The sequence below is a fragment of the Rhodococcus sp. IEGM 1307 genome, assembly GCF_030056915.1.
Classification (GTDB): Bacteria; Actinomycetota; Actinomycetes; order Mycobacteriales; family Mycobacteriaceae; genus Rhodococcus_F; species Rhodococcus_F opacus_D.
The window spans coordinates 109048-126094 of record NZ_JASHKW010000028.1; the positions used below are offsets into that span (position 1 = coordinate 109048).

At 61.9% G+C, this 17047-nt stretch carries 13 protein-coding genes and 2 pseudogenes; 7 read left to right on the forward strand and 8 right to left on the reverse strand.

Features of this window, described 5'->3' with window-relative positions:
• The first annotated feature begins 69 nt into the window (after positions 1-69).
• Positions 70-1026 carry a helix-turn-helix transcriptional regulator gene (locus tag QM841_RS43635; RefSeq protein ID WP_502943316.1) on the forward strand — a complete coding sequence of 319 codons (957 nt, stop codon included), beginning with the start codon at positions 70-72 and terminating at the stop codon, positions 1024-1026.
• Positions 1027-1090: 64 nt separating this feature from the next.
• Here QM841_RS43635 and QM841_RS43640 read toward each other — a convergent pair whose 3' ends face one another.
• The 4 genes and pseudogenes from QM841_RS43640 to QM841_RS38085 form a co-directional block, all read right to left on the reverse strand.
• Positions 1091-1498 carry a Mu transposase domain-containing protein gene (locus QM841_RS43640; RefSeq protein ID WP_502943317.1) on the reverse strand — a complete coding sequence of 136 codons (408 nt, stop codon included), beginning with the start codon at positions 1496-1498 and terminating at the stop codon, positions 1091-1093.
• 667 nt (positions 1499-2165) lie between these two features.
• Positions 2166-2933, reverse strand: coding sequence for a YoaK family protein (locus tag QM841_RS38075; RefSeq protein ID WP_283335984.1), 768 nt, complete (start codon positions 2931-2933; stop codon positions 2166-2168).
• 533 nt (positions 2934-3466) lie between these two features.
• Positions 3467-3802, reverse strand: a complete 336-nt coding sequence (locus tag QM841_RS38080; protein ID WP_157951469.1) for a hypothetical protein — start codon at positions 3800-3802, stop codon at positions 3467-3469.
• Between the two features lie 284 nt (positions 3803-4086).
• Positions 4087-4297: pseudogene (locus QM841_RS38085) on the reverse strand (IS5/IS1182 family transposase); the annotation flags it as partial.
• Between the two features lie 555 nt (positions 4298-4852).
• Here QM841_RS38085 and QM841_RS38090 point away from each other — a divergent pair.
• The 3 genes from QM841_RS38090 to QM841_RS38100 all read left to right on the forward strand — a co-directional run bounded on the left by QM841_RS38090 (position 4853) and on the right by QM841_RS38100 (position 7456).
• Positions 4853-6271, forward strand: coding sequence for an ABC transporter substrate-binding protein (locus QM841_RS38090; protein ID WP_157951468.1), 1419 nt, complete (start codon positions 4853-4855; stop codon positions 6269-6271).
• A gap of 598 nt (positions 6272-6869) precedes the next feature.
• A complete protein-coding gene (locus QM841_RS38095) occupies positions 6870-7061 on the forward strand; it encodes a hypothetical protein (protein WP_133169411.1) in 192 nt (63 codons plus the stop codon).
• 5 nt (positions 7062-7066) lie between these two features.
• Positions 7067-7456 (forward strand): transposase, encoded by a 390-nt coding sequence (locus tag QM841_RS38100; protein ID WP_283335985.1) that lies wholly within the window; start codon positions 7067-7069, stop codon positions 7454-7456.
• Between the two features lie 531 nt (positions 7457-7987).
• Here QM841_RS38100 and QM841_RS38105 read toward each other — a convergent pair.
• The 4 genes from QM841_RS38105 to QM841_RS38120 all read right to left on the reverse strand — a co-directional run bounded on the left by QM841_RS38105 (position 7988) and on the right by QM841_RS38120 (position 12768).
• Positions 7988-8164 carry a hypothetical protein gene (locus tag QM841_RS38105; protein WP_283335986.1) on the reverse strand — a complete coding sequence of 59 codons (177 nt, stop codon included), beginning with the start codon at positions 8162-8164 and terminating at the stop codon, positions 7988-7990.
• A 1132-nt stretch (positions 8165-9296) separates the two neighbouring features.
• Positions 9297-10187, reverse strand: a complete 891-nt coding sequence (locus tag QM841_RS38110) for a mycofactocin-coupled SDR family oxidoreductase (protein ID WP_105422088.1) — start codon at positions 10185-10187, stop codon at positions 9297-9299.
• Between the two features lie 135 nt (positions 10188-10322).
• Positions 10323-11111, reverse strand: a complete 789-nt coding sequence (locus QM841_RS38115) for a hypothetical protein (protein WP_283335987.1) — start codon at positions 11109-11111, stop codon at positions 10323-10325.
• 1174 nt (positions 11112-12285) lie between these two features.
• Complete coding sequence (locus QM841_RS38120) at positions 12286-12768, reverse strand: antibiotic biosynthesis monooxygenase family protein (RefSeq protein ID WP_105422082.1); 483 nt, start codon at positions 12766-12768, stop codon at positions 12286-12288.
• A gap of 533 nt (positions 12769-13301) precedes the next feature.
• Here QM841_RS38120 and QM841_RS38125 point away from each other — a divergent pair.
• The 3 genes and pseudogenes from QM841_RS38125 (at position 13302) to QM841_RS38135 (ending at position 16833) form a co-directional block, all read left to right on the forward strand.
• Complete coding sequence (locus QM841_RS38125) at positions 13302-13892, forward strand: MFS transporter (RefSeq protein WP_283335989.1); 591 nt, start codon at positions 13302-13304, stop codon at positions 13890-13892.
• A gap of 775 nt (positions 13893-14667) precedes the next feature.
• Positions 14668-15408, forward strand: a complete 741-nt coding sequence (locus QM841_RS38130; protein ID WP_105422078.1) for a hypothetical protein — start codon at positions 14668-14670, stop codon at positions 15406-15408.
• 364 nt (positions 15409-15772) lie between these two features.
• Positions 15773-16833 (forward strand): annotated as a pseudogene (locus QM841_RS38135) (IS110 family RNA-guided transposase).
• Positions 16834-17047 lie beyond the last annotated feature (214 nt).

Here is a 17047-nt window from a genome sequence, read left to right on the forward strand (position 1 = left end):
GACCGAATGTTGGCCTCCACCAATCGCCGACGGGAGCCTGTGTGGGCGGGCGCGCTGTACTCGTCGAGCATGTTCGCCGCCGCACAAGGTCAGATTCCCACGGCCATGCGGCGATATAACGAGATGCGCTCTGCTGCTGTAGAACTCGATGATGGCGAGATCGACACGCTCGTCAGGCATGCAGCGGGGTTTCTGGCGCTCTACGGTGGTCAGCCTGACAAGGCTATCCCTGACTTCGAAGCTGCGGAAGGATCATTCGAGGCGAACGGGAATTTGCTCCGGCAGGTGGGAAGCCTGTTCGGCCTAGCCCTCGCCTGCGGGCTGACCGGGGACGAGCCACAGGCGACGCGATGTCACGAGAAGATCCTGTCCATTACCGAGCCCCGCGGAGAAGCGGTGTACCGATCCTATTCGCGGTGGGCGTCAGGGCTGTCGGTGTGGCAACAAGGAGAATCCGAGAGAGCGACTCAGCTCATCCGGGAAGGTCTTCGTTTGACCCGACTCGTCGACGACCCTCGATTATCGGCGTGGTGCCTGCAAGCTCTGGCGTGGATCGCTGCGGAGAATCGAGACGCGCACAGAGCTGCGCTCCTTCTGGGGGCCGCTGGGGGCCTATGGCAATCCATGGGGATGAGTCCTCCGTTCGACTTCTCGCACCTGTCCCGCTACCAGCAGGATTGTAAGCGGCGAACACGCGCGGTCCTGGGTGACCGAGGATTCGAGGCGAAGGTGAAGCGCGGACGAAACATGAAGTTCGCGGACGCCGTCACGTTCGCTCTCGGTGAGCACCTGCGCATCGGTGCTTCTTCTGCACCCGATGTTGTCACTCTGACCGGGCGCGAGCGGCAGGTGGCCGACCTGGTGGCCGAAGGTTTGACGAACCGCGCTATCGCAGAGAGGCTGGTCATTTCGCCACGCACCGCGCAAGGCCACGTCGAACATATCCTTGTCAAGCTCGGGTTCACCTCGCGGGCTCAGATTGCGGCGTGGGTCGCTGAACAGGAACGCCGTTCGCGACCGCGATGAAGTCCCGCGCGCATCGCCGTGCAGCAGATGCCTGGGGCAGTCCCGCGCAGCAAAAGGCCCCCGATCAGCTCCTGGGTGCCGGCGCTGTCGCCTTGGGCTTTGCGGCACCCGCCAAGAACGCCTCGTACGCTGCAGTGAAGTTCCCGCAGGCGCCCGCCGGGCGGAGCGCCGTCGCCCAGGGCAGGGCCCCGGGCTTGATCTTGAGGACCTCAGGTCGAGGTCGAGGACCTGCGCACCACGGGTGGGTGGACCGGACACGGCGGGCAATGACAGTTCTGCCGTCGAGCACGATCACCTCGTTCGAGCGCACCAACACCCACACCCGTAGACCGATCAGACGGGCCGACACCGAGTACTGGCTGTTGCGGAGAATGGTCCTCGCGTGCCGGGGCGGATTCAATCTGTTGTCGCAACAACGTGTCGTGAGGACGAGTGTGCCTGTTCGGCAAAGACTTCTGCTGGGATTCTCCAACCGCGGTGGCGGATGTTGAGTGCATCGGCGACCGCATCAAGTTCACGGCAGTCTGCGGGACAGTTCCCTCCGGAAAATTCTGCCGCAGAAGCACATTAATGTTCTCGTGCGTTCCGCGCTGCCATGGACTGTACGGATCGAAGACGAAGACGCGGATACCCGTAGATGCGGTCAGCTCCACGCCAGTTCCCTTCCCTGATCCCCTATCACGGATCTGCGTAGGTGCTCGACTAATGGTGTAAACGCGCAGCCAGAGTGTCACAGAGGGCTCCGAACCATATCCGGACAGTGTCGGCCCGTTCTTCACCATCGCCGCTGTCCCATAACCCAGTAGTCGGCTGGTGCGTTCGACGAGCGTGCCGATCGAGGACCTACTTTACCTTCGTGAGGGCCTTCGCCATGATCGAAACGAAAGCAACACTTTCTTCGACGGCTTATGTCGAGGAACACTTCCGTCTGTCCAAGGCCCGTGGTCGCGGTCTCCACCAGCAAAAAATGTTGTGCCTACCTCAGGTTCGGTGGATGGGATCGGGCAGAAGCCTTTCCATGAATGTTCTTGATGATCAGGGACTACCTGGAGTTGTACGGTGGCGGGGTGCCGTCTCACGTGCTGCTGGCTGACCAGGCACGGGAAAAAGCGACTCTGAGGCGACCCGAAACAGCGCGTTCACGCGTAGGCGGGCTGTTCGGATTGATCGCGTACCTGTCGTCTTTCTTTCACTGCGAGAATGGTATAGATGACAGCGACCACCGAAAGGATAATGGCGGGAACGGACATAGCAGCGACCAACCCGATCTTCAGCAGGAGCGCACCGCTGATAGCGCCGAGCAACATCGAGAGCACTGCTGCCAGCCGCCGTCCGGTTGCTTGATTGGTGGCGCCTCCTCGGAAGGTTCCTGCTTCCGCAAACAGCAGGGAGAGCGTAGACGTCACCACGACCGTCGATATGTCAGGTACCCCCACTCTGCGGGCAGCGATCGCTTGGCAACCCATCAGAGCCCCGATGATAAATGTGGTCGTGTGCAACACGCTGCCTTGCAATGGAAGCCAGAAGAGAACCGCCGCAACGACGATCATTCCTGCGGCGCACAAGGTGAAAACGGGAGCGACGACGGGATCGGGCCGTACTGACTTCGAGTATCTTCGCGTGATCAGTCCAAGAAGCCACGATCCGGTAATGAAGCCAACCAGAGACAGGAGTGGACCGAGGTAGGAGTGCGTCCCTTCGCCGGCAATGGACAACGCGGTCAGGATGACATTTCCCGTCATGTTTGCACCGAAGACTCCGTCCATCCCGAGGTAGGTGGCCGCATCCAGCGCGCCGGTGCCGAAAGAGACCGCTGTCATGGTCCATAGAGCGATGTTGCCGGTGCGCATCGGTGAGCCTTTCTGGCCGGCAGAACAGTGCCGGCAGACGAACAGGGCGTGGTACATCCACCCCCCTCCTGTGAAACGGGTGCTGCGTCGTTAGACCTCACACGTTTGGCGATCGGCGACTCGATAAACGACGAGCAGCGTCTGACGCGAACCGTCGATGACCCCGCGCATGTTAATTGGAAGATCCAGTCTGTGTTCAGGCTCGACAATCGTCCGCAAGATCTCGACTGATTAAGTCCTCGTAACTGCAACTTACGCAACGACTCTTCTTCCACCGTTCTCATCGATTCGGTGTCAAAGCCAATCTTCATCTGGATTAACGCTGGAGCGTGATTGCCGCACCGGAGGGGAAGCCGATCGCCTGGCGAGCGAAGTGTCGTGGTCGCCAGGCGATCGCCAAAGAGAATGATTTGGCGGTCCTGTTGTGTGTGTCCGCGGGACGCTTCCAACGACCCGCGCTACATCAGGAGCGTCAAATCGGTCGAGCGGTGGTTCCTGCGCGCCTATACGGGGTCCGCGTTAGCAGGAGTACGCGACTCTAACAGCGCTTAGCGCAAGTCGATCCGCGGCGACCGCCGAGGTTATGGTTTTCAGCTCTCGCCAATGAGCCTGATCGGCGAGTTGCTCGTCCGGCAGAACCACCATGCCACGTCGTACAGAACCCTGGCCTGTAGCGGGTGGTCGTGCCCGGGGCAGACGGGGCGCGCATCGGTAGGCGAGACGGTCGAATCGGGGAAGAGCTGGTTCTGGAGCCAGTCGGCTACTCTCACGACCAGGGTAGCTGGAACGAGCTCGTCCTCCTCGAACCGCTGCGACGCGTTGACAGGCTCGCCCGCGGCGAGAATTCCGGCGTTGTCCCCCTCCGGATGCCATTTCAAGGCGAGTTCGTTTGCACCCGGCTCCTGTAGGTCGCCCAGAGCGAGCAATACCGGTTCCTTGATCCAAGCTGGCAGCTCCACAGTATCTTGTTCCATATCGTCAGACTACGAACCGTGCGTGACTCTTGACAGGTCCAATTTCCGGGTCGTCCGCAGTCCATTCGACACTTACGAGTGATTCGGGGGACACAGTGACGAAATCTCTTCGGCCCGACTGAGAGGGTTGTGGGCAGTTTCTTGAAGCAGGTGAGTGCGGCGGTGAGGTGGAGGAATCCGGCGAAGTGTTCGCCGTGGCGTTCGTAGCGGATGGTCAGGCGTCGGTAACCGGTGAGCGAGGCGACGGTGCGTTCGATCTTCCACCTGTATCTGCCGAGTCGCTCGTTCCTGTTGATGCCGCGTTGGGCGATGCGGGGGGACGGTGCCCTGTCCGCGCAGTAACCGGCGGTGTTTGTCGTAGTCGTAGCCCTTGTCGGCCCGGAGTTTGCCGGGTTTGCGGCGGCGCGGACCACGCCCGGACGTCACCGCCGGAATCGTGCACACCACAAGCCACTTCATCCACTTGAGACACGCTCTAACTAGTCGGGCGGAAGAGATTTCGTCACTGTGTCCTCTGAATCACTCCTAAGTGTCGAGTGGACTGCAGACGACCCGGAAATTGGACCTGTCAATGGTCACGCACGGTTCGTAGTCTGACTCAAAGCGCGAGCGCCGCACCCAACCTGACTGCGGCCTTGCGGTGATGCCCAACCGCGAACCTGAGCGCGGTCGCTTGGGAAATAGACGTACAAATCAGACCGGCCTTCGACGCGGAACATCGTCGGAACCATCGGATGCTTGGCCACGAGTTGCGTTCGCAATCGTGTATCAGAGATAGGTGTAGGCGTGGCGGAGGTTGCGATGAACATCAAGCAATTGTCGGCGGTAGCGACACGTGCCCGTAAGCAGATGTGTCGGAAGGCGTCCTTGCGAGGGCTCTCGATTGTCCTTGCAATAGCCGCGGTGTTGGTCGCTGCGACAGGTTGCGGCGGGAGTGGTTCTTTGCCGAGTGGATCAAGGGACACTACGACGCTGAGGATCGCCGTCAGCAGTTCGACGCCGATGAATCCGGCCAAGTCGACGTACGCGGTGTACTGGGGGGCCATGGGCACCAACCCAGCGTATGCGGCGCTGTTTCACGTCACGACTGACGGCGAAATCAAGCCGCAGCTCGCGACTGAATGGGGGTACGTGAACACCGCGGAGCGTAAGAACGAGGTGTTCGAATTCACGCTGCGCGACGATGCGGAATTCTCCGACGGAACGCCGGTCAACGCGCAGGCCGTCGTTGGGTGGCTCGAATACTTCGTCCAAGCCAAGGGTCTTTACGCAAATGTCCTCGGGTCGGAGCCGAAGTTCACGGCGACCGGACCCCACACAGTGAGGATCGAGCTGTCTGCACCAAACCCGCGCCTTCCCGAGATCCTATCCGACCAGGGGAGCGCCATCGGCTTGATCGGAAGTCCGGCGGCGGTCGCCGATCCTGAGTTGATGGAGTCTGGAACATACGGCGCGGGCCCCTACAAGCTGCTTCCGTCGGAAACGGTCAACAATGACCACTACACCTACGTCCCGAACACCTCTTACTGGGACCAGGACGCGATCCACTTCGAGAAGATCAACGTGAAGGTCATAGCCAACGCCAGTACGCGTCTGCAGGCGCAGCAGTCCGGTGAGTACGATGTCACGATCGGGGATCCGTCGACCGCCTCACAGGCAGCAGGCCTGCAGGTCGCCTCGGCGCCTCAGGGCGTATTTTACCTCTCGTTTGACACGAAGCACGACGTCGGGGCACCCGCGCTGCGGGACGTCAGAGTGCGCCAGGCGATGAACTACGCTATCGACCGCGAAGGAATCGCCAAGGCCCTGTTCGGCGAGACGGCCGACCCAGCGTACGGGTACGTCACCCAGGACCTCGACACCGCATCGCACAACTTCCGCTACGAGTACGATCCGGCCAAGGCTAAACAGCTGTTGGCAGAGGCGGGATACGCAGACGGCCTCACGCTGAACGGGATCGATACAGGTACGTTTTTGGGGCAGTTCGGTACGCCGCTCGTGAGTGCCGTCGCTGAGAACCTGAAGGCGGTCGGCATCAAGCTCGACAGCCAAAGTTCCCCGAACCAGGCGGACTACGCAAAGAAAGTGTTCGAGTACAAGGCAGCGGTCGTTCAGACCTTGGGCGTCATCTCCACTACTCCGCCGATCTACACCCAGAACCTGGCGCCGGACGGCACGACCAACTTCTTCGGGGAGGACAAGGAGATCACCCGGCTCTACGAGGCGGGTGTCTCCTCGGACGATCCGGACGCGGCCTGGGGCGAGATGTGGCAGCGGTACACCAACCAGGCGTACACGATACCGCTGGTTACCTACCCGGCCCTCTACTACGTATCGAAGGGGATCAGTGGTGTGGACGTGAGCGCCGCGGCCCCCTCCTCGCTGCCGACCGCGTGGTATCCGGCCGACAAACAGCAGTAGGCATCGGGCGCAGCCCTTCTGGTGGTGGACCCCATGACCGTGAGATCGTTGCGCCGTCACGGGGTCCACCACGGTGTTGAAGAGCACTAGGTTCGCGTTGGGGACAAAATCCTGACTGACCCCGCTAGGCCGCGAAGCTCGTCGAGATCCAAGCGCCGCATCGACCGTTGTTTCTGGCGGTCGGCAGCAAGACCCAGCTGTTATCGAGGCCGCGACGAAAATCCGCACAGGAGACCACTCGTCGATGGCGCGAGGTCGTCCCGTTTGACCACAAGTGTGGTCAAACGGGACGTTCCGGCGAGTAGTCCAGTTCGTTCGCGTCGGCGTTGGACCACCGCACAGTCTCGGATTCGGCTCGCGATTTGAACATTTCGGCCGACGAGCAGATATCTGCGCCGCACGCTCAACAGCGTGTGCGTCGTTTTTCCTGAGATAGGCTGTGCTGCTCAAGTTATTATCTGATTGTCGACACTATTCAGTCCTGCGTTCTGACGATCTCGACCCCACTCGGCTGTAGTCGGCGATGAATCCATCCTCGTTCTGCGACAACAGGTAGCTTCGCGGCGGTTCCCGCGCAAGCGCGCACACCGCCGCGATCGTGCACCCACTTCCAACCGGTGCCTTCGCGGATCCCCACAGCACGCTCGAGGCCGAGGCGCGGGAGTGGGGCGAACGGCGGGCCGCAGACGCGGCGACGACGATGACACCGCTGCGGGGGGCCGGGGCGTCCACGGCCGGTAGCGCGACGCCGAAACCGAAGGCGCAAAGTACCTTCACCGACCCGGACTGAAGGTCATGCTGTCCGACGACGCAGCCTTCCAGCAGTGCTACAACGCGCAGGCCGTGGTCGACGAGAAACATCAGGTGATCGTGGCCACCGACGTAAACACCAACGCCGCCGATGTCGGCAATCTGATACCGATGACCGAACAGGTCGTGACTAACACCGGGCAGGTCCCGGACCAGGTCCTCGCGGACGCCGGCTACTGCTCAGCTGACAATCTCGACCGCACCGCCGAGTCCGCCGCCGAACACGGCACCGAGTTCTATCTCGCGACCGGACGCCGGCGCCGTGACAGCCCACCACCGGTGTCCTCGCGCGGTCGAATCCCCAAGTCCGCGAACGGCAAGCAGCGAGCGGCCCGCAAGCTTGGAAGGGCCGCAAGGCATACGCCCGCCGCATAGCCATCGTAGAACGATCATCGGGCTGGCGCGCTCGGACACCGCCGCCACTCGGCTGGCGTCGCTGGTCGCCACCCCGCACCGCGGCTCCCTGGACGACCTCGAGAGCCTGCGCACGGGCTGCGAAGCTGCTGACGGCGTCCTGTACACGGCCTACAGCGGGGCGACTACGCCGATCCGAAAGACCTCATTCTCCGTGACTGCGCTACGACCGAGACGCTCGGCCGAGCGCTGGTCGGGTCCGACCAGCCGTTCGCCAGCATGTCGGGCACGTTGGTGACGAGAACCTGGCCGGGTCGCCACAGAGCAGGACGCGCCGGATCCCGATTCGGTCGCTGCTTTTCGCATCACGGGCGAGCAGACCTGTCTAAGTTTCGGTGATCGAGGAGTGCGAGCACCCACCGTGCACGGACCTGGCGACTGCGGGTTCATTCCGGCCTCATCGCAGCCGCACGCAGAGCGGGCGTCTCGGCTTACATCGGTGACGGCGCAATCGCGGGCCGGCAGTCCACCGCCTCGACGCCGCTAAGCGTGCTACACGGAGTCGGCAAACCCGCCGTCACGATCAGGAGCATCGCAGAACAGATCGCGCGGATCACCCTCGAGCGGGTCGCCGAACAGCTCGGAAACCCGTTCCTCGCCAAATTCTTCTCCCTCGACGTGCCCGTGGCCAGCGATCACACCCGGGCGCTCGTGGGCTTGGTCGCCCAAGCTCGTGAGGTTGCTCGAGGACCTCGAGAGCGGCGACTACTTCACTCCCCAGGCCAGCATCCGTGCCGACGAGATCTGGCTGCCGCACCACAACCCACGCAAGTACGGCCAAAGCTGACCCCCGTGCACCCGAACGACGCGACAACGGGATCCTGCTCATCACCATCGCCGAGCCCAAGGGATTCCCAGCCGCCACTCTCACACGCGGCCCCACCGAATTTAGTTGCACCTGGCTTGATTTCGCTGATAGCCCGACTGTCGCCCAATGCGGGACAAACGTGTCAGCACCCCGAGTGCGTTTCCGGGGTGCCGACGCCTAGCTGCGGAACCGGTGCGGCTTAAAGTCGGGGTTCAAATATGGAATGGACGCAAAGGTTGAGAAAGTCCGCGACCAGAAACAGCCTAACAGAAAGCGCTATTCGTCGGCTATGCGATCAATCAGCAAAGGCAGCGAGAGGTCGTCTGGTTGGATGCCGGCGAGAAGCTCATGCTGATCTGGCACGGGCTCATGGTCCACCGATCCCGAGAGATGACCGGATGGCTGCCACCCGGGGCAACTGGCTCCACGTCGAACGCCCCTCTGTCAATGCCCCTGAGCTCAACCCGATCGAACAAGTCTGGGGCAATGTGAAATCCACCGAACTGGCCACCCCTGTGCCCCGATATCCTCGACCAGGTCCGCATCGCGACCGAGACCCGGCTGACCCTAGTCGGCGCCAACTACGACCTGTGCCACAGCTTCCTCAACCACACCGGCTTTCCCTATGATCAGTTCTCATTCAACTACCGAAACATCTTTAGGAGGGGCTACCTTCGGCGCGATAACTGCGCTGCTCGGCGCATTTCGCCAGGGAAATATCCGGGCCACGCTAGGACGTTCAAGCCAGCTGCGGGGCGCTATTCGACAGATCTTGACCGCTATCAGCGGTAAGACTGGCGCGGCTCGGCGAGGTCGTGCCGCGCCTTCAAGGATCCGCTCTCGCTCTCAACCGTGTGCGCGAAAGCGAACGGTCACACTACGCGAAGACTCGCAAAGCGTCGCTTGTGTGACCGTTCGCTTTCGCGCTCCTGGGAGCTGGCGTTGCTCTCACCAACGTGCGGTGGGCGCTCCCTGCCCTACACCTCTTGGGAGCTACGAGTCCTGGAGCCGCGCTTCGAGCTCTGCGATTCGCGTTGCTGCGACAGCCGGGATTCCCGACGGCGTCGCGAGAGACCCGGCATCGATCGGCAGTGCGATACCCGTCACGTACTTGCCGGCGTCTGAAGCGAGGTAGACGACGGCCTCGGAGACCGCTTCAGGCTCCATCCACGTGAGCGGGAGGACCTGCACGGCACGGACCGGTAAGTCCATCGACTCGCGCGAGCCGCCGGGTCCGCCATTGAATAGGTCGTACATGTGCTGATTGTTAACCATCGGTGTGTCAATGCTACCTGGGCAGATCGCGTTGACGCGGACGCTTTGTGGGCCAAGTTCAACCGCGAGCGTACGAGCAAGTCCGATGACGCCGTGCTTCGCAGTCCCGTAGCTCAACAGGCCATAGGCGGGCCTTAGGCCCGCTGCGGAGGAGGTTAACACCAGCGATCCACCGCCGCGCCGCACGAGATGCGGGATAACAGCGCGCGCCGAGCGCCAAACTGCACTGAGGTTGGTTTCGATCATCGTGTCCCACAGTTCGTCGGTTGTCGCCGCCCACGAGCCGACCATGAAGATGCCATGGTTCACGACGCCAATGTCGACCCCGCCGAATTCCACGGCCGTGCACTCAGCGGCCGCGCTCATGGCCGCGCTGTCACGCGCGTCGACCTCGAAGGTGAGGCACGGTTGGCCGAGCGCTTCGACCTGCCGCGCCGTCTCCGCAAGATCCGCAGGGGTCGCCAGCGGGTACTCGACGCCTTCGATCTGCGCGCAGATGTCGACCGCCGCGATCCTTGCGCCTTCGCGCGCGAGAGCCACGGCGTGAGCACGTCCCTGTCCGCGTGCCGCACCAGTAATCAGCGCGACCTTGCCGTCCAATCGGCCCATACGGCTACACGCCCCGATCGTTCTTGATCAGGCGTCGCCCCGCCGAGACACCCCGGTGGCCGTTGCCGTTCGCACCGCCGCCCGTGTGCGAGGCGAGAAGCGACGCTGGCGTCGTTCCGGCAGACAGAACCAACATCATGCGTCCTCCCTAGACCACCGAGAAACCAGCTCGTAGTACGCCGACTGATGCTGCGGGTTCAAAGCCCAGATGCCCTCGGCAGGGCCGGGGATCGACAGGCCCGGCTCGTAGACACCAGATTTCATCCCTTGTAGATGGGCCGCGAACAGTCCATCAATTGCCCCCGCAAGGTCATCGGTCTCGTACTCGTACAGCCCCAGAACCTCGGGTAGCTTGACCGTCGTATCAGCAAGCTGCGCAATGCTCGGCCGAAAGAACTGACCTGACACTATCCCGGGCAAACTGCAGATCTCATCGAGATGCACATCGATGTACCACCGCATGACCTCTTCCTCGAGCGCGGGCTTCGTCGGCCCACCGAAGACCATAAAGATCGTCTTTGATGTGAGATCCCACCGCTCCCGCGAGTCCCGCGGGAACCGGGAAACCAGGTTGTAGTACGCCGACTGGTACTGCGAATCTACAGTGAAGGAACTATCCGGGGGCCCAGGAATAGACACGCCCGCCTCGTAGGCCCCCCGCTTTGCCCCCTCCGAATGGGCGGCCGCCAGCGCCTCGGCCGCCCCAGCATGATCGACGGTGTCGTACTCGTAGATCCCTAGGGTCTGCGGCAGCTTGGCTTTGGTACGAGGAAGCTGGTCACCGCTCGGGCGGTACAGGTGAGCTGCGGTAATTCCGGGGAGGCTACACATCTGCTCCAGATGCTGTTCGTACCAGCGATTGAGCTCTTCCTCATGCACGGGCGTGGTCGGCCCTCCGAACACCACATAAATTGATTTAGCCACGTCGTTCCTATCTCTCATGCACGATTGCGAACGCAACCGTGGGCACGGCATCCGATAGTTCCGCGTCTAATGCCGGCCTGATTGCAAGGTCTATTTCCCAAGCGTCCGTGCTCAGGTTCGCGGTTGGGTATCACCGCAAGGCCGCAGCCAGGTTGAATGTGGTGGCCCAAGCGCTTCGAGTCAGACTACGAACCGTGCGTGGCCATTGACAGGTCCAATTTTGGGGTCGCCTGCAGTCCACTCGACATCCGCGAGTGATTCAGAGGACACATTGACGAAAATCCCTTCCGGCAGTGAGACCGATCCGAGTTGTCGCGAACGCGAGGTGCGCGATGGCTGTTGCGGGTGGCATCACATGTCTCGTCGATCGCTTCCTGACCGCGAAGCCGCAGTGCCGATGTCCAATTCGGATCTTGCGACGAAGCTGAGCCAGGCCAAGATACTCATCGTTGGTCGCGTGACACCGCGACCAACAGCACCAATTTGAGTTTGATCAATACGGAGAATGGGAGCCGGCGATTGCCGCGCGTGACATCGCTCGCCTGCCGATCATCATCGGCGTTGCGTGACAAACAATTCAGGACTTGCGATGTAGTTTGGTCAGGCGCGGTCGATCGCGCTGTCACCGAACCGAACGCGTGGGGTTAAGCAGTGGCTTGACTTCTCCATCGGCTGTGCCGGAGTAGGCGGCGATGTGGGAGCCGATCCGCTGCGTCCATAGCAAGTACGTTGATCGTCGTACCGGGTGCGAACAGGACGATCCAGTGATTGAGATCTGCGTTCGTCCACTACGCGGTCTGTTCATGCCGCTCCTTGGGATCGCCCGTACTACCGAGGGTGTGACCACGAGCGCGGCATCGGACTGGACTTACTCAATACGCAGCGGCAAAATGGTCCGGTGACAGCACCGTCATCACGGGCACGACGATGTGCAGCATCGGTTGATGGCTGAAAACCTGTGTGGCTTTGCGGCGATCCAGGCGCTGTGACCTTCTTGGTCAGCTCGCGCGCCGGTTACGCCAAGGCGCGCGAGCAGAGTCAAATGGCGGGCCCGGTCCCGCAGGCACCACTCCGGCCGGCGAATGATCGTGGGTTGCAGAAGAGGCTCCAAATGCCGTCCAGCGACAGCGTCAACCCCATGTTGTTTTTCGCAGGTCTGGCGCTCGGAGGCCTGTTATGAGATGGATATCGGCGCCGACGCGATGTCCTTGAACACCGCGGTGCTGTTGGCGGTCTCAGACATTACCGGGAAGTGGAATCCGCACTGGGGGCACGGCTCGGCGAGAACTGCTTGCTCCTGCCGCAAGTCGAACTCCTTGTCTTGGACAAGGCCGCACGTGGGACAGATTCGAAGCAGGCGCGTGCCCTCCAAGTCGAAGTTAGTGATGATGTCCTCCATGATGGCGCCGTTCGCCGCCCAAGTCTTGGCGTACTTGTGATAAGTGTCCATGTGCCAGGCCATCGTGGCCTCTTTCGATGCCCAGAAGCTGACCTCGTTGTACCACGTGGGGTCATCCGGATGCACCCACCATGTGAGGTGAATGAATCCCGGCTTGGTAAGGAGATGGTGCCGGACGTCGCCGAAGACCACCGCGAACTTCTGGTAGGCATCGGGGCTGGAGAATCTGACCCTTTGCATGCTCAAGTAAACAGACATTTAGCGCTCCTTGGGATAATTCGAAGATTTACCACGGTGTTTGGACGGTTCTCAGTGTCCACCTCGCTCCGTTGCGTGGCTGGGCATCACCGCGAGGCCGCAGTCAGTTTGGACGCGACGCATGTGCCTGTTCGAGCTACTCTACGAACACGGCGTAGCCATTGACAGATCCAATTTCGGGGTCGTTTGCAGTCCACTCGACCCTTGCAAGTTACCTAGAGGACACATTGACGAAATCTCTTCCACCTGGCTATGTGCTAACCAGATCGGTGGTGGTTACCGGGTCGACGGTCTGGGGTTTCGGTGGCTGTTTTGGTTGCCGATGATCATGGCGTTCGCCGCCGCGGCGGCTGCGTTTTGGGTGATCCCCGAGTCGGATCACACCGCGCCCGGACGGATCAATGTGTCTGCGGCCGTGCTGTTGTCGGGGTGGTTGGTGGCCCTGCTGGTCGCGGTGAGCCAGGCAATTCCTGGGGCTGGACGTCGGGTGGGGTGCTCGGTTTGCTGTGGTTGAGCGTTGCGCTCTGCGTGATGTGGATTGCCGTGGAGCTGCGGTCGGAGGTGCCGTTGATCGTCATGTCGATGATGCGGCGGCGGACGGTCGCGGCGGCGTATGTGTCGTCGTTCTTGTTGGGGTAGGTATGTTTGCCGCCTTCGGGGGGTTGCCGCAGTTCTTGCAGATGCCGGCGTCGAGTGGCTACGGGTTCGGCGCGTCGATTACCGGGTCGGGGTTGGTGTTGGCGCCGATCCCGGTGGGCATGTTCGTGTTGGGGTTGTGTGCCGGTCGGTTGACGGCGAGATTCGGTGCTCGAGCGCTGTTGGCGGGCGGTGCGGGGGTGGCCGCCATGGGATACTTCGCATTCGCGGTGGCGCACGGCACGGTGGCGAGTGTGATGGTGGCGACGACGATCGTCGGTGTTGGCCTGGGGCTGGCGTTCTCGGCGGTGGCGATTGTGGTGATCGAGGCGATCCCGCATTCTCAGACGGGTGTGGCGAGTGGGATGAACATCAACATACGCGCGATCGGCGGGTCGGTAGGTTCGGCGGCAATGGCGAGCATTGTCAGCGCAGGAGTGCCCCCGGCAGTGTGCCGTCGGAGCGTCGGTACATGTCGGGGTTCGTGATGATCGGCGTGGCCGTGCTGTTGGCCGGTGGGGTTGCGATGTTCGCTCGGAAGTCGCGTGATCAACGTGGGGACTGCCCCGGTCTTGGTTGACATCTGATGCGATGGAGGGGCGGAGCTTCCGCTCCTCAAGGGTTCCCGGCGAATGCTGGGAGTACTCACTTCCGAACGAAAAGGGAGGCCCCTGCAGCCTGCGCCCGACGTTGAACCATTCTGACCTCGATCGGCATTAACTGGGCTGCGATTAGCCGGTCAATTTGGCGATGGAGTCGTTCTTCACACTCCATGCAACGCAACGTCCTCGCCCGCCAACGCTGGCGAAGCCCGCGAGCAAACTCCGCCTGGCAATCGTGCACTGAATCGGACGCATCTATCATCGCAAACGCCGTCGACGCTGACTCACACCGATCGAGTTTGAGACAATCAACCAGGCCACTACCGCGGCTTGAAAGACCCGACCCCTGCGTCAACTGAACCGAGGGCAGTCCCTGGGTGGTGTTCGATCGGTCCGGTGGAAGTTCTCAAATTGGACCTGTTGTGAGTTGGTTGTGGTTCGTACTGTGACTCCAGGAGATGCGGCACCTTCTCGCTGCCCACTGCGTAGCGCCCGACCATAGATCAGTAAAGAAAATGCAGGTCTCGAATGCGACACTGTTGGGTGCATGTCAGACCAGCAGTCCACCGGGTAGCCGCATCCCATTGCTCTAGGACAGAGCGCACCTCGATCCATTCGAGGATCACGTCAGTCGGTGCAGTTCAGTTAATGGAGGTCACGCATGAATGGGATCAAGCACTCAAAAGTCTGCATCTTTTCACTATCCGTAGCGATGACATCACTAACGGTCGCTTTCATTCTCTGCGGCATCTTACCGCCACAGTCCCCGGCGAACAGTGCGCAGACCGTCGCGGAATGGTATGCGTCGCACAATACCCGCATTCAGATAGGTGCCATCATCGGTTCCATTGGTGCAATTTTTTATGCACCCTTCGCGGCGGCGATGGCTTGGGAAGTGAAGCGCATCTCGGGCAATTCCGAAGCCGCCTACCTGCAGGTCATTCTCGGCGTAATCGCGACGTGGGGGTTCGTTTCGCCGTGGACGACCTTCATGTCAACCTCGTTCCGACCCGACCGGCCGGCTGAAATCACCCACGCCCTTTATGACAGTGCGTGGCTGCCGCTGTACACGGTCTCGGCTAGCTTCGGACTGCAGTTTGCATTCTTGGCCTGGGCAATGCTGAACGACAAGAACCGGACGATGACGTACCCTCGGTGGTTCGCGTACTACACGGTCTTCACGGGACTCTCCCAGATGCTTGGCATCTTCGTGGTGCTGACTAAGACCGGTCCGTTCGCATGGAATGGCCTGATTGCGTTCTGGATTCCGCTTGTCATCTTCGGGGTCTGGACCAACTTCATGATGAAGTACATGACCGCTCGTCTTAAGTCCCCGGCTGCGGAGGAAGAAGACCCGTCTGTTGACGGCGTCGCCAACTCGATGTATGGGAGCACGAGCTAGGTCGGCAGATCTAGAACCCTTTGTCAACGGACCTCTCTTATCCAGATCACACCGGACAGGGCCCCGAGTACTGAACCGTCTGTAAGTGTTTGTGGTGGCTGGCCCGGGGCTGGCTGGCAGGATCGGTGCCGTCGTCGCGATTGGGTGTGACCCCTGAACCGCATGGCCCCTTTGGGGTGCACTTTCCAGGATCTGTCCACTCGGCCGAGACGGCGACGCTGACCCGGTCTCGCTTCGGTGGCTTGATCAGAAGCCTGCCCGACCCGTGTGCGCGGGTCGCGGCCCGTTACAGGCCTGCCCTCGAAGTGTTCTTCCCCGGGCCGACGCCGACACGCCGTCACCTCTTGGGAAGGAGTCCGCCGCAATGCCTATCGTTGCAGATCAGTACGAGTTCGTCATCGGGGTCGATACCCACGCCGCTACCCACTCACTGTCGGTTGGCACCGCCGCGACCGGAGCAATTGTCGACCAATCAATGTTTCCGACGAACCCATCCGGCCTCGAGCGAGCGGTGACTTGGATCAGCCGTCGCGTGGGCGAGCACGCGACTCTGGTGGTCATCGAAGGCGTCGGCTCCTACGGAGCCGGTCTCGCCGAGCGCGTCCTCGGTTCCGGATTGGCGGTCGTCGAACCCGCCGCGATGTCGGCGGCGCGTCGCCGCGGTGTCGGCAAGACCGACTCACTCGACGCCGTCCGGATCGCCCGGTCGGTGCTCGCGGTCGACATCTCCCAGCTCCGCTGGCCGCGCGCCGAGGGGGCCCGCGCCGCGCTTCGGGTCCTGGTCGTGGCGAGAGAACAAATGGCCGGCGAGCGGACCCGGGCAGTCAATGCGCCCACCGCCCTGCTGCGGATCACCGACCTTGGTGTCGATTCGCGCAAAGCGCTGACGCGCAAACAGATTGATGCGATGTCTACCTGGCGTTCCCGGTCGGAGGACGTCACCATGCAAACGTGCCGGCAGGAGGCGGTACGACTGGCGAGACGAATCCGCGCCCTCGATACCGAGTTGATCGACAACAGGAAGGCACTCGACTCTGCCGTGAACGCCGTCGCACCGGAACTGCTGGAATTACCCGGCGTCGGATCGGTGGTCGCGGCTTCGGTGCTCATCGCCTGGTCTCATCCGGGCCGAGTCCGTTCCGAAGCCGCGTTCGCAGCCCTCGCCGGGACCTGCCCGGTACCGGCGTCGTCGGGGAACACGTTGCGTCACAGACTCAATCGTGGCGGGGATCGACGATTGAACCGGGCGCTGACCACTATCGTCCTCGTCCGGATGCGCACCCACCCCGACACCCGCGCGTATGTCGCCCGCCGCCGCCGCGAGGGTCGCACGACCAAGGAGATCATGCGATGCCTGAGAGGTACATCACTCGGAAACTGTTCCGTACACTGACCGCTGCATACCTCGGCCCCAGCTTGACTTGACGGATATGGAAGCATCCTGGACGAGGTGGAGGCTCCTGATCTAACAGGGAGGATGTTGATCATGCCTGCACCGAAAAAGTACGACACCGAGACCCGGGAGCGCGCCGTCCGTATGTATCGGGACCGAATCACCAAGCACGGCGTCAGCATCGCCCCGTACACCTAATGGGTGGGTCGGCTTGTCCCGACACGGAAGAGGCAACCGGCAGGAGAT